Here is a 19,376-nt window from a genome sequence, read left to right on the forward strand (position 1 = left end):
TAAAGGTTTTTACCAATAGTTTTTAATATTGATTTCACTCTTATGTTTTGACTAAACAAAACATCATTTTTATTTCTTATTATTTATTTAGTCCTTTAGACGTTTAATTACAGAAAATGCTTTATCAACTAACTCATCTTCAACCACTATCGTAAATTCATTAGTTGTAGAAACCACTTCATATAAAGTGATATTCTCCCAAGCCAAACGCTTAAAAATTTGATAATATAATCCAGCTATTTTAGAATTTCCATCTGGTAAATAAATACTAATGGCACTCAATTTATCTTGAAAACCAATTTGTGTTTCTTTCTTGAAAGCCCTTAAAATGCTCTCTTTTTCTGAAGATGATATAATCATATTGCTTTCAAACAGACCACGAGTAAAGGCATAGAAAATTTGATGATTCGCACTAATTTTCTCTAAAACTTGAGAATGACTATGTATCAAGGTCTTTGAATTCTGAAATGTAAAATCACTCAAATTTGAACGCACAGTAATATCTCCTAAGTTTTTAAACACCTTTTTTAAACGAACAGAATTTTCAAGATTTAAAGGCTGATGATAACGTCGCAAAGCCATCATGATCGCTCCATCCTTTACGGGTTTTCTAAGCATTTCTGAAATTGGCTGATTCAAATCTTTTGCCAAAGCAGAAAAATTAATGATTTGTCGAGACAAGCCTTCTTCTAAAAAAGGACTTGATATAATGATGTCTTGTACACAAGAGGCAATTGTTTTCAATTTGTTAACTATTTAACATTTTGTGTAAAATTAGCTATAATTTTACATTTTTATGTTTTAACTAAAGATTAAATTTATTTTTGAAACTTCAAATAAATGACAAGATTCAATACTTATGGAAAACAATACCTTATTAAAAATTGCTGCAGACTTTGGAAGTCCGGTTTATGTTTATGATGCTGAAAAAATCAAGTCTCAGTATAAACGTTTAACATCTGCATTTAGTAAGGTTAAACACTTAAAGTTAAACTATGCAGTGAAAGCATTGTCTAACATTTCGGTTTTAAAATTGTTTAATCAATTGGGTTCTGGATTGGATACGGTTTCCATACAAGAAGTACAATTGGGACTAAAAGCGGGTTTTAAACCTGAACAAATAATTTTTACACCTAACGGAGTTTCCCTAGCGGAAATTGAAAAAGCTGCAAAACTTGGCGTTCAAATTAATATTGATAACCTTTCCGTTTTGGAGCAATTTGGAACAAAGCATCCAAAAACACCTGTTTGTATCAGGATTAATCCACATGTAATGGCTGGTGGAAACACAAATATTTCCGTAGGACATATAGATAGTAAGTTTGGGATTTCTATTCATCAAATTCCGCATTTATTGAGAATCGTTGAGAATACAAAAATGAATATTAATGGTATTCATATGCATACAGGAAGTGACATTCTCGATATAGATGTTTTTTTATACGCAAGTGAAATTCTTTTTGACACTGCAAAAAACTTTAAAAACTTAGAGTTTATTGATTTTGGTTCAGGATTTAAAGTACCATATAAAGAAAGAGATATTGAAACCAATATTGAAGAATTAGGAGAAAAGCTATCAAAACGTTTTAATCAATTTTGTAAAGCATACGGTAAACCATTAACCTTGGCTTTTGAACCTGGAAAATTCTTGGTGAGTGAAGCTGGTTATTTTTTAACAAAAGTAAATGTTGTCAAACAGACCACCTCAACTGTCTTTGCTCAAGTAGACTCTGGTTTTAATCACTTAATTAGACCTATGCTTTATGGCTCACAACACGAAATTATTAATATTTCTAATCCAACTGGACGTGAACGTTTTTACTCTGTTGTAGGTTATATCTGTGAGACAGATACATTTGCAAACAACAGACGAATTAATGAAATCACAGAGGATGATATTCTTGCGTTTAAAAATGCTGGAGCCTATTGTTATTCAATGGCTTCTAATTATAATTCGCGCTATCGTCCTGCAGAAGTGTTATGGCATAATAAAAAAGCGCATCTCATTAGAAAGCGAGAAACTTTTGATGATATTTTAAATAATCAGGTTGAAATAGACTTATAGCAAAAAACGCAAGATTTACATCTTGCGTTTTTTTATGAATCAACCTTTAGTTCAAATTGTGATTGAGTTAACAATTTATTGTTTCAGAGTTTATTTCCTAAGAAATAGATATTACATTTATTTGGTTATTGATAACCTAAATTCGCTATGAAACAAATAAGTCCAAAAGTTATTCGCCAGATTTTTATTTTACTTTTAATCATTCTCATTGGCAGTATGATTTTTCGTGAAATGTTGCCTTATTTAAGTGGTGTTTTAGGAGCTATTACATTTTATATTTTACTTCGGAAATATATGAGCAAACTCGTTAAAGAGAAAAAATGGAAACCAGCTTTGGCTGCCATTACATTAATGTTAGCTTCCTTTTTTGTTGTATTAATACCGTTAACTGGTTTTGCAATTATGCTAGGTAATAAAATAGGTGAAGCTGCTAACAATAGTGAGAAAGTCGTTATGGCTTTTAAACAACAAATAAGTCGTATTGAAACTAAAACTCATATGGATTTGAATTCTCAAATAGATACAGAATCTATTACATCTTGGCTCACTGAGAGTCTCCAAAACATGGTTGGAAGTACTTTTAATGTCTTTATTGCTATAGGACTCATGTATTTTATGCTTTATTTCATGTTGACTAATCGTAAAGAGTTACGCCATTCTTTAAGAGAATTTATTCCAATGAATAATGATAGTCTTAATCAAATTGGGAAAGAGGTTCAAACTATGGTTAAATCTAATGCAATAGGTATTCCTTTAGTTGCTTTAGCACAAGGAATTATAGCACTAATTGGCTTTTTAATATTTGGTATTGAAGATCCGTTTTTTTGGTTCGTTATTGTTACCATTGGTTCTATGATTCCATTTGTAGGAACCTTAATTGGTATCTTACCTGTGTTTGTCTTAACTCTATCTAGCGGACAAGATTTTCAAGCTTGGGGAATTTTAATTTATGGCTTTGTAGTTGTTGGCTCAACAGATAATCTCATAAGATTATATGTACTTCAAAAATTAGACAATGTTCACCCATTAATCACTTTAATAGGTGTCATTATTGGTGTGCCTCTATTTGGTTTTATAGGATTAATTTTTGGTCCTTTACTCGTCAGTTTATTTATGGCATTGGTTAAAATCTATAAGGAAGAATATGGTAAGCAAATTTATGGATTGGATAATGAGCAGTTATAATTAGATGTTATTGATACTTCTCGTTTACATACTTAATGCCAAATAAACTTCTTAATTTTTAGTAGATTTTAATGGAGAATTCACCCAATATTTATCTAGATCTAAAACATTACTATTTATTTTAGATTTTCTTAGTGACATAATTTTATTTACGAATATCAAATTATTTGGCAGCTCCTTATTTTTGAAGACCTCTTGAACAAAGTATTCTCTAAATTGATCTGCATCAATAAAAGATAGCTGATTTAATTTTCGTCCTGCTACATCAGCTACATTTTTGATTTTAAAATCTATACCTTTCATTGACTTAAAATCTTCAATCTCATCACTAGATAAGTCCTCACCCAATGTAATTTTAATTTGTCTTTTAGAAACCAAATCTACTTTATCAATTATTAATCTCTCTTGGTTATATTTTAATTTAAAACGCCTTTTCTTTCCTATAGTTTTTTCGTCTACATCATTACTAAAGTTAATTAAAAAAGCATTTTCTGCACTATCAAACTCTGAACTATTAATCTTAAAACCATCACCACTTTTTGCTTTAAAGGCATTATAAAATGATACGTAATTTAAATACATTTTATCGCCTCTGGGAGCATACTCAACGGTTAAAGAGTAAAATGGCTTTGAGTCATTTATATAGTAACCATTGTATTCTAATTTATGAATAGCAAAATCATCATAAGAAATATAAATAACCCCTTCTGCTGTGTTTTTATTACCTGCAACTTCTTCTAATGCATAAAATTTTATAACGTAAATGGGCTCATCATTTAAGTACGTCTTATCTGTCAACCTGAAAATATGATTATAAATAAAATCATCTTTGAAAACATCTATAAAAGAAAATGATTTTTTATCATTATATCTAATTACATTATGAAGGTTTAAAATACATAATTCATTACCACCAAAACCAGTTATTGTAGCTTGTTCTATGAATTTTAAATTTTTGTTATCATAAGACTTAGCTAAAGCAGAATCTTGCGGAAACTCTTTATTTTGCTTGAAACTATACAATGCTGCTTGGTTATCTTTATAAAATATTTTATTGGTATTAAAGCCTGCATCAAACTCTTCCATGATACCTTCATTAAGGTTAAAATAACGCTTATTCAAAACTTGATATTCTCGATAATAACCAATATAAGAATGTGGATTTCTCGGATAATTTAAGGGGATATTAATTAATGCTTTTTGAACAATATCTCTAGCAGAAATATAATTATTTTTTTTTGCTGTTATTGTTACCACTTCAAGCGACTCCATTTTAGGTTTCAACTTTAAAATATTTAATCTACTAACTAATAAGGTTTTAACTTCAACTTCTATAGTTTCGTAACCAATACATGATATTATAATTATGGTATTATCTCTCTTGTACGTCAATGGTAATCTAAAACTCCCATCATCATCAGATATAACTCCAACATTTTGATTTTTAACAGCCACAGAAGCAAACATAACAGGCTCACCAGTTTCTGTATCTATTATCTTACATAATAACTCTTTACCGTTTTGGGAGATACAGAACAAAGGAAACAAAACAAAAGAAATTAAAATTATTTTCTCTTTTACAAATTTCATACAAAATATAATTTATATAAGAAAAATAAGACATTTTAACTACAACCAAAAATTCTAATAGAAGTTTATTGCTTAACAGTGCCTCTAAAATGATTTACTTTTGAATTGATTGGATTTCCAGAAGTTCTTCGGAAAGATGCCAGCTGTCCACAATGCCAAATAGCATCTGCAATTGGACCATTAACTTGATTCCAAAACGGAATCTCATTTTCACCAAAAATCATTTTATATTTAGAAATATCATCACTGGTTCTTAAAATATCTGCAGCAGTTTTTAAATTGATTAAGGCTTGTTTTCGTTTATCTGGATAAGTCATTTTAGAATTATCCACCTTTCCATTTGATTTATTCAAAGTTGAATTCACTATTATATAAGACAAATCCAAAATATGATCTATCGTTTCACCAGTAGAACGCACATCTTCATTTGGTTTGTATACTAAATCTTCGCCTGTCAAACCTTCACTAGACCAATAGAATCTAAAACCTAGAGCATCAACCATACGTGCAGCCATTGTTCCTGCTGTAAATTCTTTAGAATATTCTGGAATTTCATAATACGGGATGTCTTCATTTTTAGCCTCTTGAGAAAATGTAGAACTTGATATCAGTATTGCGATTATTGAATAGATTTGTTTCATTTAAATTGAGTTTTGTTCTTTAATCTAATGTCGTCGTCTGTATTTGGAGTATTATCTTTTCCGAGGGAAAACAAATTATATGTCAAACCATCATCTGATAAAATGTAGCTAAACTCATTATTCCAGTTATCTTTTGTAATGCCTTTTAATAGAGGATTATTTCTAATAATAGTTTTTAATTCTAATGGATATGCTCCTATATCTTTCTTCTCTTTTTCTAGTAAATCAGTTATTTTAAACAGTCGCTTTTCGGTTCTATTATTTTGAATATTAGGGAATTTAAAAATCATGAAAACAGAACCAGAAAATAAGATGACTACCAAATAAATAACACTCAACTTTTGTGAAGGATACCACATTGTTTTCTTCGGAAGGTTATGCGCCTTCTCGAATTTTCGTCGTTTCCGCTTTTTAAACCAGAACTTGATATCAAGATACCACTCTAGTAATTCAGCTAATAATTCAGCAAACAAATATTATAAATTTAATATTAATCTCTAAGTTCAACCTCATTAGAAATGGTCTCTGTTCCATAGGTATCCATGAGATAAACCAAAGCAGTCATAGATGCAGCTCCTAATTCTAATTCTCTTTTATTTACATGTTCAAAAGTATCATTTGCTGCATGATGATGGTCAAAATAACGTTGAGAGTCTGGACGCAAACCTGCTAAAACAATATTATCATCTTTTAAAGGTCCAATATCTGCTCCACTGTAACCTGCTTCAAAAGAATGAATCAAGTAAGGTTTGAATAAAGACCTCCAACTTTGAATTTTGGCTAACATCGCTTCACTACATTGAAAACTAAAACCTCTAGGTGAAAATCCGCCAGAATCACTCTCTAAAGCAAATACATGCTTTTCATTTTTTGATTTTGCGACCTCAGCATATTTTTTTCCACCACGCAATCCGTTTTCTTCATTCATAAACAACACAGCTCTAATGGTTCGCTTAGGACGAATCCCACTTTCTTTTAACAAACGTAACACATCCATAGATTGTACAACTCCTGCTCCATCATCATGAGAACCATCACCTAAGTCCCAAGAATCTAAATGACCACCTACAACAATAATTTCATTAGGAAATTCACTACCTGTGATTTCACCAATAACGTTGTAAGATTGCACATCTGCAAGTTGTTTACAATTCTGACTGAAAAAGAAATTAAGGTTTTTATTTAGTGCTATCATTCCGCTTAATAATTCAGCATCATTAGTACTAATTGCAGCCGACGGAATGCGTTTACTGTTTGGTAAATCACCATAACCCATGCTTCCTGTATGTGGATAATCATCCAATCGTAAATTTAAAGATCTAACGATTGTTCCTACAGCTCCATATTTTGCAGCTTCTGCAGCTCCAGCATAACGCTCAACAGAACAGCCACCATAAGCTTCAAAAGTATTTATTAAATCTGCTTGCATTGGTCTATTGATAAAAACAATTTTACCTTTAATTTTGTCTTCACCCAAAGCTTTTAATTCTGTATAACTTCCTACTTCAATAATTTTAGCTTTTATACCTCCAGTTGGTGTTGCCACAGAACCACCTAAAGCACAAATATTTACATTTGTAGTAACGCCTGGAGATGTTTCAAAGTATGCAAACTCTGGAGCTCCTCTAACCCAACGAGGCACCATAACAGGTTGCAACCAGACTTTATCAAGACCTAATTTCTCTAATTCTTCTTTGGTGTATTGAACCGCTTTTTCGGCATTTAATGAGCCAGAGAGTCGTCCGCCAATTTGATTAGACAAATGATCTAACCATTGGTAACTCATTCCGTTTGTTAAAGAATTAGAATAGATTTTTTTAAGATTTTCTGCATCTGTTTGTGCTGAAAATTGAACCGTTGTAAAAAGAAATACAACAATAAGTATGTGCTTCATGAGACCTTTTTTTTCATTGAAGCTTAAAGATAGCATTTTATACAAGTAACAATTAAAAAGAAAACTTAAAAAATGGATTACTCGTTTTCTAATTCTTTGATATACTCGTCTAGATTAGCTTTTACTTTAGCATCTAATTCTGGTTCAACAATATCTTTATACTGAACTAGTGTATCATGCAAAATTTTAGCAACGATAAATCGTGCAGTAGGTTTATCATCTGCAGGAATTGTATACCAAGGTGCATGGTCTTTAGACGTTCTATTTATGGCATCATTATAGCACGCTTGATAATCATCCCAAAGTTTTCGTTCTTCAATATCTCCAGGTGAGAATTTCCAGTTTTTTTCAGGTTTGTGTAAACGTCTTAACAATCTGTTTTTTTGTTCTTCTTTTGAGAGATGCAAGAAGAATTTAAAAATGATGGTTCCATTGTCTGCAATATGTTTTTCAAAATTATTGATTTGTTCAAAACGTTTATCCCAAAAGGCTTCATCAACATCTGATACAGAATTGACATCTGGTAAGTTTTCTCCCAAGATATATTCTGGATGCACACGAGTTACCAATACATTTTCATAATGTGTTCTATTAAAAACACCAAATTTTCCGCGAGCAGGAAGTGCAATATAATGACGCCATAGATAATCGTGTTTGCGCTCTAATTCCGTAGGAACTTTAAAGCTATGCACCACAACACCTCTTGCATTAAGATCTTTAAACACTTCTCGAATCATACTATCTTTCCCAGCAGTATCCATGCCTTGAATACAGATAAGAACTGCATATTTACCATGAGCATACATCCTGTTTTGGATTTTAGCCAAATCCTCACAAACGTCTTCTAGTTCGTTTTCGATAGTATCCTTATCAGCATCTAGATCAAAGGTTGTTGAAATATTTTTCAACTGAATTGGAGTTGTAATTTTAAATTTGTTTGTATTGATATTGTTTTTCATAAGACAGTTCTTAAATTATCAGATTTCAGAATTAAAAATACATATATAAAGGAGTGAATGCCAATATCATGACAAAAATTGCTAAACATAATGCTACTACAGACCAACTTTTAATGATTTTATAAGCCTTTAAACCTAATAAAAAACTTATTAAACCAATAGATGCAAAAGCTAATTTGTAAATCGAATTAACCGTAAATAGTTTTGGAGATGGATCTATAGATTCTTTTGATAATTGTTCAATATAGAGCTCAGACAGTGACTGATTACATACAACAATGATAACGAGTGCCAAGACAGCCAAAATTATGGATGCTACCGCATATTTCAAAATCTCATTATTTAGATGCAAACAATTTCACATCATTCTCACTAACTTCTTTCTCTCCCAAAATAATTAAACGTTCAATAACATTTCGTAATTCACGAATATTTCCAGTCCAATCATACTCCTGAAGTAATTTTATAGCTTTAGAAGAAAATTCCTTTTTAGCTGTTCCTTGTTCTTCGGAAATTTTAGTTGAAAAATGATTAATCAACAACGGAATATCATCACGTCTATCATTTAAAGCTGGTACTTTAATTAAAATAACTGCTAGTCTATGGTATAAATCTTCTCTAAAACGACCTTCGGCAATTTCTGTTTTTAAGTTCTTATTGGTAGCTGCTACAACGCGAACATCTACTTTAATATCTTTATCGTTACCAACACGTTGAATTCTACTTTCTTGCAAAGCTCTCAATACTTTAGCTTGAGCAGATAAACTCATGTCTCCAATTTCATCTAGAAAAATTGTACCACCATTTGCAGCTTCAAACTTTCCTGCTCTGTCTTTTACAGCACTTGTAAAAGCACCTTTAACATGACCGAATAACTCACTTTCAATTAACTCAGATGGTATTGCAGCACAATTCACTTCAATTAACGGTCCTTTAGAGCGATCACTTTTTTGGTGTAACCAATGTGCCACGAGTTCTTTTCCTGTACCATTTGGTCCAGTAATTAAAACTCTTGCATCTGTGGCTGCTACTTTTTCAATCATGTCTTTAATATGAGAAATGGCATCACTCTCACCAATCATCTCATATTTTTTGCTCACTTTCTTTTTGAGCATTTTATTCTCTACGACTAAAACTTTAGTATCTAATGCTATTCTAACTGTGTTAAGTAATCTATTTAAATCCGGTGGCTTTGAAATGTAATCAAAAGCACCTAAACGCATTGTGTTCACTGCTGTGTCCAAATCACCATGACCTGAAATCATAACCATAGGTATTTCTGGTTTGATTTTTTTAACTGCTTCTAAAACTTCAACACCATCCATTTTTGGCATTTTGATATCGCAAAGCACTAAATCAAAATCTTCCTTTTTAATTTTTTCTATTCCTACAAGTCCATCTTCTGCTTCATCTACTTGATAGGTATCATTTTCTTCGGAAAGAATTTTAACCAATACTCTTCTTATTGATGCTTCGTCTTCTATTACTAATATCTTCGCCATTTTTATATTTTAAATTTTATACCTGTTCTTAAATAAAACGCGTTTACATCGTCTAATTTAAAAACTTCATCTCTATTTTCATCACGCAACACATTATTTAATCTAAATGTATAACCTGTATACATGTATGCTACTAAATGTTTAGTAAAACAATATTCGTACCCAAGTCCTCCAATTACAACAGATAAAGAAATATTATCTACTTCTTTTCCGTTAATCTCCTGAGGTCTTTGTAGATGTGCAAAATATCCATCTAAACTTACAAAGGTTTGTAGCATGCTACTTTCAGTAAAAAAATACTTTAAATTAGATTTTGGAACACCTGCACTAAATGACCATTTCTCATTAACTCGTCTGTAATAACTCACAAACGGTAAAGGGAAAGGAATACCTGTAGTTGCATTATAAGTCAATCCTAAAATTAACCGATAAGGACGTTTTGCTGTGGAATCCTTTGTTCTATCATTAATAGCAAAAGCACCTCCATTTATAAAAAAATCATCTGAAGTAATTTTGGAAGTCAATGTAGAAGCTATTCTAGGATTGAATTTAAAACCTAGTCGCCATTTTTCACTGGTTTTAAATGTATAACCTACATTTAAATCTATGATATTTATGGTCTCAAAAAGCGATGTATCAAAAGCATATTCATCTTCTAAATTTAATATGACGCGGTTATACTCTGCACCAATTATGAGATAACAATCCTTAGTAGTTTCGATTGGGAAATTTACTAATGCTCTTAATCTGGTATATTGATCTTCTGAGTTACTCTTTGGTATAAATGAATATTCTAATCGAGCTAAATCTGTAAGTTGTGCATTTGTGAATTGTGACATAAAACACAACAAAACAATACAAAAACATTTACCAGATTTAATAATCATATTTCTTTTTATTACTCGTTTTAAACTTTTATTTAGGCTTTTGAATGATATGAATATCTCTTTGAGGAAAAGGAATTGAAACATTATTTTCTCTAAATAACTTATCAATCTCAAAACGTATATCACTCTTAGGAAATTGTGCTTTAAAACTATCGGCTAGTGTAAATACTAATTTAAAATCTAAAGAACTATCTCCAAAATTTGTAAAAACTACTGTTGGCTCTGGAGAGCTTATCACATCTGGATGTGTTCTTGCTGCTTGTAATAACAACTTTTTAACTAATTGCACATCGCTACCATAAGCAACTCCAACTTCAACGTTTTCTCTTGTAGTGGTTCCGTTTTGTGTCCAATTATATAGACTATTCTCTAAATACAAATGATTAGGGATTACCAATACTTTATTATCTATGGTTACTGCTCTTGTAGTTCTTAATTTAATTTCTTCTACACGACCCACTTTACCATCAATCTCAATAATATCTCCAACATGAACAGTTTGATCTACCAAAATAAAGACACCAGAAATAATATCTTGAAATAACGTCTGTAAGGCTAAACCAATACCAATTAATAAGGCAGCAGAAGCAGCAAAAACAGCGGTTATATTAATACCTACTGTATTTAGAGTAACTAACAAAATCACTAGATATATTAGCCATCTAAAATACCCAAAAACGACATTAAATTTACCTTTATCGTCTGGCGGTAAATTTCTTGTAATAATTCTCAAAACGAGTCTAAGAATTAAAGTGGTTATAAAAATTACTGTAATAACAATGAGTACATCAAAAATGGAGATGCTAATATCATTTCCAAAATCAACATGTTGACCCATGAATTCTTTAATGTTTCCCCAAGCAGAACTCTCTATAATTGTTTCTTCTATTTTGGATAGATCTTGAATCATCATTAATATTTAATCCATTTGTATAATTCCTTATAACTCGGTTTTTTACCATACATTAAAATACCTACCCTGTAAATTTTAGCTGCGAACCATACTGTGAATACAAATGTACATAGCAATATCGCAAACGATAAAACTTGTTGCCATATTGGTACACCAAACGGAATACGCATTAGCATCACCACTGGAGATGTAAATGGTATAAACGAAAATACGGTAGAGACTGTACCATGAGGATCTTCAATTACCGTAAAAATACCAACATAAACAGCTAAAATTAATGGCATTAAAATTGGCATCATAAATTGTTGAGTATCTGTTTCATTATCAACTGCTGCTCCAACTGCTGCATACAATGAGCTATAGAGTAAAAAGCCACCAATAAAAAAGAACATAAATGCAATAACTAAATTCGCAATTGGTAAGTTAAAAAAGGATTGCAATCCTAATTGAATCTCATTGGCAATTTCAGGGTTTTTCATCGCTTCATTCATCATCTCTTGCTGTGGTGTTTGTAACTCTGACAAGTTAATACCTAAAACTGCAGATGCTACTAGTGTCAAGATACTTCCTAAAATCACCCAAATTGCAAATTGTGTGATTCCTGCTAAAGAGGTTCCTATAATTTTCCCCATCATTAACTGAATAGGTTTTACAGAGGATATGATGACTTCAATAATTCTACTGGTCTTTTCTTCGATGACACTTCGCATGATCATGTTTCCGTAGATAATAATAAACATGAACAATAAATAACCTGCTGCACCTCCAAAAGCTAATTTTAAATAGCTATCAATTTTAGACGTTTTTTCTCCTGTGAATGTTTCTTGAGCAATAGTAATATCTGTTTTTGAAGCTTCTATTTGTTCAATATCTACTCCGTTTTTAATTAACTTAGCATCTTCTAATTTCTTTTCTATTTTTTTCTCTAAACTAGTCATAATACCTAGTGAAGGTGATTCATCTGAGAAAAATTGCACACTAGAAATAACATTTACAGTATCATTACTTTTTGAGATGTAGAGCAACCCAAAATCTTCTTTAGCCTTTGTGAGCTCTTTTGCTGTTTCCAGATTGGTATCTGTTAAAATAGTATACGTTGTATGCTCTGTATTTACAAACTCTTCGCTTAAAACGCCTGTTTCATCTAATACTGCGATGGTACGTTCTTTATCATTATTTAATTGCGACAAATAAGCAACAACTGCAAATAAAGCGACCATAATTAACGGACTCACAAACGTCATAACAATGAACGATTTGTTCTTGACCTTCGTGATATACTCTCTTTTTATTATGAGTGGTAAATGGTTCATTTTAGTTGTTCTTTACAGTTTGAATAAAAATGTCATTTGCACTTGGCACCACTTCTACAAAATGATGTACTTGGGCTTTAGATGTTAGAAAAGACAATAAATCGTTAGAAGTGTCTGTTGCGTTGAGTTTAATATTGAGTTTCACATCATCATTAAGATTTCTAAATGTAGATGGAAACACTTCAAACTTTTCTTTTATAATTTTTGTTACTTCATCCACTCTATCTGTTTGCAAGCCTACTTCAAACGTATTGGTTTTAAACTGACGCTTAATATCTGTTAATTTACCATCTAAGACTTTGTTAGACTTATGAATTAAAGCAATGTGGTCACACAATTCTTCTACAGACTCCATACGGTGAGTTGAAAAAATCACAGTAGCACCTTCATCTCTAAGCTGGAGAATCTCATCCTTAATCAAATTTGCATTAATGGGATCAAACCCAGAAAATGGTTCATCAAAAATCAACAACTTAGGTTGATGTAAAACTGTGACTATAAATTGTATTTTTTGAGCTTGACCTTTACTAAGTTCTTGTATTTTTTTGTTCCACCAATCTCCTATTTCTAATTTATCAAACCAGTATTTTAAGCGTTGCTTTGCTTCAGTTTTTGATAAACCTTTAAGTTGTGCAAGGTATAATGCTTGCTCACCAACTTTCATTGATTTGTATAGTCCGCGTTCTTCTGGCAAATAGCCAATATTTCTAACATGCTCAGGCTGTAATGGTTCTCCGTCTAGTAAAACGCGACCTGTATCTGGCATTGTGATTTGGTTAATGATCCTGATAAGCGTTGTTTTTCCCGCGCCATTTGGACCTAATAATCCAAAAATACTTCCTTTTGGAACTGAAATAGAGACATCGTTAAGGGCTCTAAAATCTCCGAAGTTTTTAGATACCGAATCAGCGACTAATAAGTCATTCATATTAATTGATAAATTGATTGGTTTTAATAACAGTAAAGATAAAAATGTTAACGAAGTATTGCATGCTTATTCGCTTAATTTTTTAACTCTAAGACTAATTTATAATATAAAGAAACAGCAGTGCCAATTCACACATAATCTGGCTTTTATATTAAAAAACAAAACCCACCCTTAAAACAAATCAAGGATGGGAAAAAATTGCTATGAAAAAGAAAAATTACCACTAATTTGAAATTAGTGATAAATCAAATATAGTGTTTTTTATTAAAATTTAACTTTTTAGGAGAACATATCCTTTACTTTTTCAAAAAATGATTTATCTGAGCTTTCTGGTTTAGGATCAAAATGCTCATCGTTTCTCATGCTTTCAAAAAAGTCTTTTTGATCTTTATTTAGTGTTTTAGGAGTCCATACATTAACATGAACTAACAAATCTCCGCTTCCGTAGCCATTAATACTTGGGATTCCTTTACCACGTAAACGCAATATTTTACCAGATTGCACACCTGCATCTATCTTAATTCTAACTTTTCCTGTAACGGTATCTATTTCTGTAGATGAACCAAGAACAGCATCTGGCAAGCTCACATATAAATCATAATGTAAGTTATCACCTTCGCGCTTTAATGTCTCATGCTCTTTCTCTTCTATAACGACTAATAAATCTCCAGAGATTCCATTTCCTGGAGCCTCATTACCTTTACCAGTAACTTTAAGTTGCATAGAATCTACAACACCTGCAGGTATTTTTACAGATACTGTTTCTTCTTGCACTTTTAATCCTTGTGCATCAGCATCAGCTGGTTTTTTATCAATGCTCTGTCCTGCTCCACCACATGTTGGACAAGCAGATGCTGTTTGCATACGACCCAAAATAGTATTAGTAACTCTCGTGACTTGACCTTGACCATTACATGTTGCACATGTTTTATAAGTTGTTCCTGGTGCTTGAACTTTACGTTTTACTTTAATTTTCTTCTCAACACCATTTGCAATTTCCTCTAAGGTTAAAGATACTCTAATTCTCAAGTTACTACCTTTAACACGTCTTTGACCTCCACCAAAACCGCCTCCAAAGCCAGAGAAACCTCCTCCACCTCCAAAGCCTCCACCACCAAAAATATCACCGAACTGGCTGAATATGTCATCCATATTCATACCACCTCCACCACCACCAAATCCACCAGCACCATCAAAGGCTTGGTGACCAAACTGGTCGTAACGTGCTTTTTTGTCGGCATCACTTAAAACTTCGTAAGCCTCAGCAGCTTCTTTAAATTTTGCTTCAGCTTCTGCATCATCTGGATTTTTATCTGGATGAAATTTGATTGCCATCTTACGGTAGGCTTTTTTAATTTCTACTGCAGTTGCATTTTTAGTAATACTTAATATTTCGTAATAATCTCTTTTTGCCATACTCCTATACCTTATCCATTTCCGAAGAAAAGATTTTTAGTTTATTTTATTAATTATTGACCTATTACAACTTTAGGAAAACGAACTACTTTGTCTCCAAGTTTATATCCTTTTTCAACAACATCAATAATTTTTCCTTTTAGATCATCTGTTGGTGCAGGAATTTGAGTTATTGCTTCGTGGTTGTCTGCATTAAATGCATCGCCTTGACGAACATCAATTTTAGCTAAACCTTTTTTCTCTAAAGTCGTTAATAATTTATTGTAAATTAATAAAACTCCTTTTCTTAATTCTTCTGCTTCTTTATCATCTTCAATGTGCAATAAAGCACGCTCAAAATCATCTAAAACGGGTAGCATAGATAATATAACCTCTTCACTCGCAGTTTTAAATAAATCTATTCGTTCTTTAGTAGTACGTTTTTTGTAATTTTCAAATTCAGCAAAAAGACGCATAAATTTATCTTTCTCTTTTACTAAATCTTCTCCAAGCTGCTCTTCTACTGTTAATTCTTGCGCTTGAGATTCTTCTATAGTCTCATTTATATCGTCTTGAACCTGTGAACCTTCTGTGTTTTGATCTTTATCTGTATTATTCATTTTCTTGATTATTTTTATAAAGAGCTCCTTAACCTTTTTTAATTGACTAAAAATTATTCTTTTCTGTCCGTTTTTCATCTTTTTTTTACTTCCGTAGCTATACTATGAAACTTAAAATGATTCCAAATCGTCAGAAAATTGCTAATTTTGCCACAATCCAAAAAGTTTAAAAGAGTTCGAATCTTCGATTTTAAGATGGCAAAAGTACTGCCATTATTATTAAAATGTCAAAATGTCATAAAATATTTTCTTCGGAATTGCAGAGACTCCAAGCAATGCGTATTTTTGTTAGAATTAAACACTAAAACAAAAACAGAATTATGAAAACGAAATTTTTAAAATTTTCAATGATTATAGCTCTTGCCATTGCTTTTACGAGCTGTAAAGATAAAGCTGCAGAAGCTAATACAAGTGATGCAGAAGCTGCTGCTGTAAGTGAGAGTACCTCTCAAAAATACGTTGCAAACATTGGAGAATCTACCATAACATGGAAAGGTTACAAACCAACAGGAACACATAACGGAACTATTAATATTGAAAGCGGAATCTTTAAAACAGATGATGGTAAACTACAAAGTGGTACGTTTTTAATTGACATGACGTCAATTACTGTGGTAGACCTTGAAGCTGGTGATGGTAAAGAAAATTTAGAGTCGCATTTAAAAGGAACTGTTGAAGGTAAAGAAGGTGACTTTTTTGATGTCACAAAATTCCCAAGTGCTGCATTTGAAATTACAGGTACTGAAGCTTTAGCAGCAGGAAAAACAAGACTTTCTGGTAACTTATCAATTAAAGGTCAAAAACACAATATATCTTTTCCAGTTACTATTTCTAATGAAGGTGACATGATGACTATTGAAAGTGAAGCATTTACTATTGATAGAACAAAATGGGGAATTAACTACGGATCAAAATCTGTATTTGACAATCTTGGTGACAAGTTCATCAATGATGATATGGAATTAAAAATTGTAGTAAAAGCTAAAAAAGCATAGATTAACAGCCTACTAACTGCAAATCAAACCTTATACAATATTAAAAAGCATTCACAAACGTGGATGCTTTTTTTGTTGTCTTCGGAAATTTTAAAACTTGAAAATATATTTCCTTATAATTCACAATTGCTACAGACAATCTCTTGACTGCAATTGGCATTTAAATATGCTTTAACACCCAAAGTTCTACTTCTTCTAAATCTCGCCAATGTTGATCTCGTTTTGTTTTACTAGAAGCAGATTTTACTTGTTTTTTAAAACAACTCTCTAATTGAAATCTATTGCCTTTAGCTAATTCTAATTCTATAGGATGCACTTTCGCCATCTTAGTAATTTGAGCTAAGTTTGAAAAGATGAGTACTATTTGTCCATCTGGTAATAATCTTTGTTTTGCCTCAGTAAAAAAATCTTCAAATAATGTGTCATTATAATAAATGGCTTGATCCATATTTTCTAGTTCTCGAGTTTCTGGCAACCAAGGCGGATTAAAAACAATTAACTCTGTTTGTTTTTCCCATTTACCAAAGAGGTTGGCACAGTCCAATTCTATCTTTCTTGATAGTTTTGTGGTTCCCATATATTCTTGCAATCCAAAAATCGCATTAGGGTTAATATCTGTAGCAAATACTTTTTGAAACTTATGATTTATCATTTGTAACGATAATACACCACAACCCACTCCAACATCTATAGCTGTCTTTTTTTCTCCTTTATAATGATTCAAGAAATTCTCAAAAAGTATCAAATGTTCAAAACGTGTTGGAAAGTATGTACCATAGTATGGTTTCAGTTTATTTCTAAGCACAGGTAGAGACACTCCTTTATCATGCCATTGCCAAGCACTATTCATGCCTTGTACTTGAGGAAAGGTCAATAAGAAACTATCCTGTTCTGGATATAATTTTTCTAACCAACCAATACTTGGAGATTTCTTGACATTTAGTTCTTGATCAACAATTTCTAGAAGTACTAGATTAGACAATTTTTGATATTCTGCACGATAAGAATGTTGTTCTTTAAATGATGAATTACGCAACCTTAAGTTGATGTCTTTTTGCACCTCTTCAAGAAGTGTTAGTCCGTCGCTATAAAATTCACTTATTAATATATACTCACCTTTTTTCAAAGCCTCTATAGTAGCCTTAACATCTGAGTTTCGTTGAAACGATTTAAGTTGTTTACCAACCACAATTGGTTTTGGTTTATTTACTTCTTGAGCAGTAATCATGTTTGGTTTACTTTTTTGATAAGGTAGGTAAACCTTAATGTCTATTACTGTATTTATGATTTAATATTCAAAATAATTATTTAGGGACTAAGACATGATAGAACTTGACTTTCTAAAAGAAATAGTCGAACTTCGTTTGACTATATATCGCAATAAAACACAATATCCAAACAACCGAAACTCATATTGTCCCCTCTCTAATCGCTCCTATTCGATTACAAGAATATGGTGTAGGGATTTTTAATGCTGCTTTAACAAAGTCTGCATTAAAAAAAGCTCTTAAGAAAAAGCTCATAATGGTTAATGATGTTGTTGCAACTACTGCGACTTATATCAAGGGTGGAGAGTGTATTAGTTTATCTATTTCCGAAGAAACTATTTCGAAGAAAAAATTAATCCTTCAACTGGATGTATTATTTGAAGATGATTATTTAGCTGTCATCCATAAACCTGCTGGCATTTTGGTGAGTGGCAATAGTTTTAAAACCATTGCTAACGCACTGGTTAGCAATATCAAAAAAAGTAATCGTTCTGATACAACTAAACCACAGCCTGTACATCGATTAGATTTTGAAACTACAGGTATTTTATTGATAGGTAAAACAAGTAGTAGCATTCGCGCATTAAATAAATTATTTAAAAATAAAGCCATTAAGAAAACGTATTTCGCCATTACGATTGGTGAGATGGAACGTCGTGGAGACATTACTCATGACATTGATGACAAGCCATCACAATCTCGTTATACCGTTTGCGAAACCGTCACTTCATCAAGATTTGGCACACTCAACTTGGTACAATTAGAACCTCAAACAGGTAGAAGACATCAATTACGTAAACATCTCTCGCAACTTGGACATCCAATTTTAGGAGATAAGGTCTACGGAATTGAACCTCTAATTCTAAATGGCAAAGGTTTGTATTTACATGCTTATTCTTTGAGGTTTGTACATCCTTTTACAAATGAAGAACTCTGTTTAAAAGATGAACTTCCTAAACGGTTTAGAAAGATATTTGAATCAATAGAACAGTTATAAGTTTTAACTGAAATAGAACTCATCCATACTGAAGTAAATTTATAAAATCTCAAACTATCATTTGATATTTTTATTTAAAATATACGTAGAACTACGTATTGACTTTATAAAAAAAATCAACTAACTTCGTCTAACTGTGAATATCGACAATTGAAACATTTGATATTCTAACACGTTAGTGGCAAGCAGAAATCTTGAGATTAATTATTAAAAACTTGATTGAA

Annotated in this window: 19 protein-coding genes; 4 read left to right on the top strand and 15 right to left on the bottom strand. The window is 31.7% G+C overall.

What is annotated here, in order from left to right:
- Positions 1-87 precede the first annotated feature (87 nt).
- The gene (locus IM744_RS18835; protein ID WP_194509727.1) at positions 88-744 is read right to left on the bottom strand and encodes a hypothetical protein; all 657 of its coding nucleotides are present in this window, start codon (positions 742-744) and stop codon (positions 88-90) included.
- Positions 745-859: 115 nt separating this feature from the next.
- Between IM744_RS18835 and lysA the strand changes: the two genes are divergently transcribed.
- Positions 860-2,065, top strand: a complete 1,206-nt coding sequence (gene lysA / locus IM744_RS18840; RefSeq protein ID WP_194509728.1) for a diaminopimelate decarboxylase — start codon at positions 860-862, stop codon at positions 2,063-2,065.
- A 147-nt stretch (positions 2,066-2,212) separates the two neighbouring features.
- A complete protein-coding gene (locus IM744_RS18845) occupies positions 2,213-3,250 on the top strand; it encodes an AI-2E family transporter (protein WP_194509729.1) in 1,038 nt (345 codons plus the stop codon).
- A gap of 51 nt (positions 3,251-3,301) precedes the next feature.
- Here IM744_RS18845 and IM744_RS18850 read toward each other — a convergent pair whose 3' ends face one another.
- The 13 genes from IM744_RS18850 to IM744_RS18910 form a co-directional block, all read right to left on the bottom strand.
- Positions 3,302-4,840, bottom strand: a complete 1,539-nt coding sequence (locus IM744_RS18850; RefSeq protein ID WP_194509730.1) for a carboxypeptidase-like regulatory domain-containing protein — start codon at positions 4,838-4,840, stop codon at positions 3,302-3,304.
- 65 nt (positions 4,841-4,905) lie between these two features.
- Complete coding sequence (locus IM744_RS18855; protein WP_194509731.1) at positions 4,906-5,481, bottom strand: hypothetical protein; 576 nt, start codon at positions 5,479-5,481, stop codon at positions 4,906-4,908.
- Positions 5,478-5,954 (bottom strand): type II secretion system protein GspG, encoded by a 477-nt coding sequence (locus IM744_RS18860; protein WP_194509732.1) that lies wholly within the window; start codon positions 5,952-5,954, stop codon positions 5,478-5,480. Before IM744_RS18860 ends, IM744_RS18855 begins: the two co-directional genes overlap by 4 nt.
- 17 nt (positions 5,955-5,971) lie before the next feature.
- Positions 5,972-7,375 (bottom strand): M20/M25/M40 family metallo-hydrolase, encoded by a 1,404-nt coding sequence (locus IM744_RS18865; RefSeq protein WP_194509733.1) that lies wholly within the window; start codon positions 7,373-7,375, stop codon positions 5,972-5,974.
- Positions 7,376-7,452: 77 nt separating this feature from the next.
- Positions 7,453-8,334, bottom strand: coding sequence for a polyphosphate kinase 2 family protein (locus IM744_RS18870; protein WP_194509734.1), 882 nt, complete (start codon positions 8,332-8,334; stop codon positions 7,453-7,455).
- Positions 8,335-8,365: 31 nt separating this feature from the next.
- Positions 8,366-8,665, bottom strand: a complete 300-nt coding sequence (locus tag IM744_RS18875) for a hypothetical protein (protein WP_194509735.1) — start codon at positions 8,663-8,665, stop codon at positions 8,366-8,368.
- A 7-nt stretch (positions 8,666-8,672) separates the two neighbouring features.
- A complete protein-coding gene (locus tag IM744_RS18880; protein ID WP_194509736.1) occupies positions 8,673-9,836 on the bottom strand; it encodes a sigma-54-dependent transcriptional regulator in 1,164 nt (387 codons plus the stop codon).
- A gap of 2 nt (positions 9,837-9,838) precedes the next feature.
- On the bottom strand, positions 9,839-10,675 hold the full coding sequence (locus IM744_RS18885; protein WP_241738373.1) for a DUF6268 family outer membrane beta-barrel protein: 837 nt from the start codon (positions 10,673-10,675) through the stop codon (positions 9,839-9,841).
- Positions 10,676-10,751: 76 nt separating this feature from the next.
- The gene (locus tag IM744_RS18890; RefSeq protein WP_194509769.1) at positions 10,752-11,633 is read right to left on the bottom strand and encodes a mechanosensitive ion channel family protein; all 882 of its coding nucleotides are present in this window, start codon (positions 11,631-11,633) and stop codon (positions 10,752-10,754) included.
- Between the two features lie 2 nt (positions 11,634-11,635).
- On the bottom strand, positions 11,636-12,949 hold the full coding sequence (locus tag IM744_RS18895; RefSeq protein ID WP_194509738.1) for an ABC transporter permease: 1,314 nt from the start codon (positions 12,947-12,949) through the stop codon (positions 11,636-11,638).
- Between the two features lies 1 nt (position 12,950).
- Positions 12,951-13,877, bottom strand: coding sequence for an ABC transporter ATP-binding protein (locus IM744_RS18900; RefSeq protein ID WP_194509739.1), 927 nt, complete (start codon positions 13,875-13,877; stop codon positions 12,951-12,953).
- 279 nt (positions 13,878-14,156) lie between these two features.
- Positions 14,157-15,293: a molecular chaperone DnaJ gene (gene dnaJ, locus IM744_RS18905; protein ID WP_194509740.1), complete on the bottom strand. Its 1,137-nt coding sequence runs from the start codon at positions 15,291-15,293 to the stop codon at positions 14,157-14,159.
- Between the two features lie 53 nt (positions 15,294-15,346).
- Positions 15,347-15,892 carry a nucleotide exchange factor GrpE gene (locus tag IM744_RS18910; protein WP_194509741.1) on the bottom strand — a complete coding sequence of 182 codons (546 nt, stop codon included), beginning with the start codon at positions 15,890-15,892 and terminating at the stop codon, positions 15,347-15,349.
- Positions 15,893-16,212: 320 nt separating this feature from the next.
- Here IM744_RS18910 and IM744_RS18915 point away from each other — a divergent pair, with 320 nt between their 5' ends.
- On the top strand, positions 16,213-16,887 hold the full coding sequence (locus IM744_RS18915) for a YceI family protein (RefSeq protein ID WP_194509742.1): 675 nt from the start codon (positions 16,213-16,215) through the stop codon (positions 16,885-16,887).
- A 160-nt stretch (positions 16,888-17,047) separates the two neighbouring features.
- On the opposite strand, the gene IM744_RS18920 is transcribed toward IM744_RS18915, so the two are convergent.
- Complete coding sequence (locus IM744_RS18920; protein ID WP_194509743.1) at positions 17,048-18,115, bottom strand: Rossmann-like fold-containing protein; 1,068 nt, start codon at positions 18,113-18,115, stop codon at positions 17,048-17,050.
- A gap of 164 nt (positions 18,116-18,279) precedes the next feature.
- On the opposite strand from IM744_RS18920, the gene IM744_RS18925 reads away from it, so the two are divergent.
- Positions 18,280-19,152 carry an RluA family pseudouridine synthase gene (locus IM744_RS18925; RefSeq protein ID WP_194509770.1) on the top strand — a complete coding sequence of 291 codons (873 nt, stop codon included), beginning with the start codon at positions 18,280-18,282 and terminating at the stop codon, positions 19,150-19,152.
- Positions 19,153-19,376: the final 224 nt, after the last annotated feature.

The organism is Psychroserpens luteus (assembly GCF_015319355.1).
GTDB classification, from domain to species: Bacteria; Bacteroidota; Bacteroidia; order Flavobacteriales; family Flavobacteriaceae; genus Psychroserpens; species Psychroserpens luteus.

Excerpts from the sequence above, each read along its gene's own strand:
- IM744_RS18910 (WP_194509741.1), bottom strand. The coding sequence starts at position 15,892 with ATGAATAATACAGATAAAGATCAAAACACAGAAGGTTCACAGGTTCAA.
- IM744_RS18850 (WP_194509730.1), bottom strand. The coding sequence starts at position 4,840 with ATGAAATTTGTAAAAGAGAAAATAATTTTAATTTCTTTTGTTTTGTTT.
- IM744_RS18880 (WP_194509736.1), bottom strand. The coding sequence starts at position 9,836 with ATGGCGAAGATATTAGTAATAGAAGACGAAGCATCAATAAGAAGAGTA.
- IM744_RS18870 (WP_194509734.1), bottom strand. The coding sequence starts at position 8,334 with ATGAAAAACAATATCAATACAAACAAATTTAAAATTACAACTCCAATT.
- lysA (WP_194509728.1), top strand. The coding sequence starts at position 860 with ATGGAAAACAATACCTTATTAAAAATTGCTGCAGACTTTGGAAGTCCG.
- IM744_RS18895 (WP_194509738.1), bottom strand. The coding sequence starts at position 12,949 with ATGAACCATTTACCACTCATAATAAAAAGAGAGTATATCACGAAGGTC.
- IM744_RS18900 (WP_194509739.1), bottom strand. The coding sequence starts at position 13,877 with ATGAATGACTTATTAGTCGCTGATTCGGTATCTAAAAACTTCGGAGAT.
- IM744_RS18885 (WP_241738373.1), bottom strand. The coding sequence starts at position 10,675 with ATGTCACAATTCACAAATGCACAACTTACAGATTTAGCTCGATTAGAA.
- IM744_RS18890 (WP_194509769.1), bottom strand. The coding sequence starts at position 11,633 with ATGATTCAAGATCTATCCAAAATAGAAGAAACAATTATAGAGAGTTCT.
- IM744_RS18845 (WP_194509729.1), top strand. The coding sequence starts at position 2,213 with ATGAAACAAATAAGTCCAAAAGTTATTCGCCAGATTTTTATTTTACTT.
- IM744_RS18865 (WP_194509733.1), bottom strand. The coding sequence starts at position 7,375 with ATGAAGCACATACTTATTGTTGTATTTCTTTTTACAACGGTTCAATTT.
- IM744_RS18920 (WP_194509743.1), bottom strand. The coding sequence starts at position 18,115 with ATGATTACTGCTCAAGAAGTAAATAAACCAAAACCAATTGTGGTTGGT.
- dnaJ (WP_194509740.1), bottom strand. The coding sequence starts at position 15,293 with ATGGCAAAAAGAGATTATTACGAAATATTAAGTATTACTAAAAATGCA.
- IM744_RS18915 (WP_194509742.1), top strand. The coding sequence starts at position 16,213 with ATGAAAACGAAATTTTTAAAATTTTCAATGATTATAGCTCTTGCCATT.
- IM744_RS18855 (WP_194509731.1), bottom strand. The coding sequence starts at position 5,481 with ATGAAACAAATCTATTCAATAATCGCAATACTGATATCAAGTTCTACA.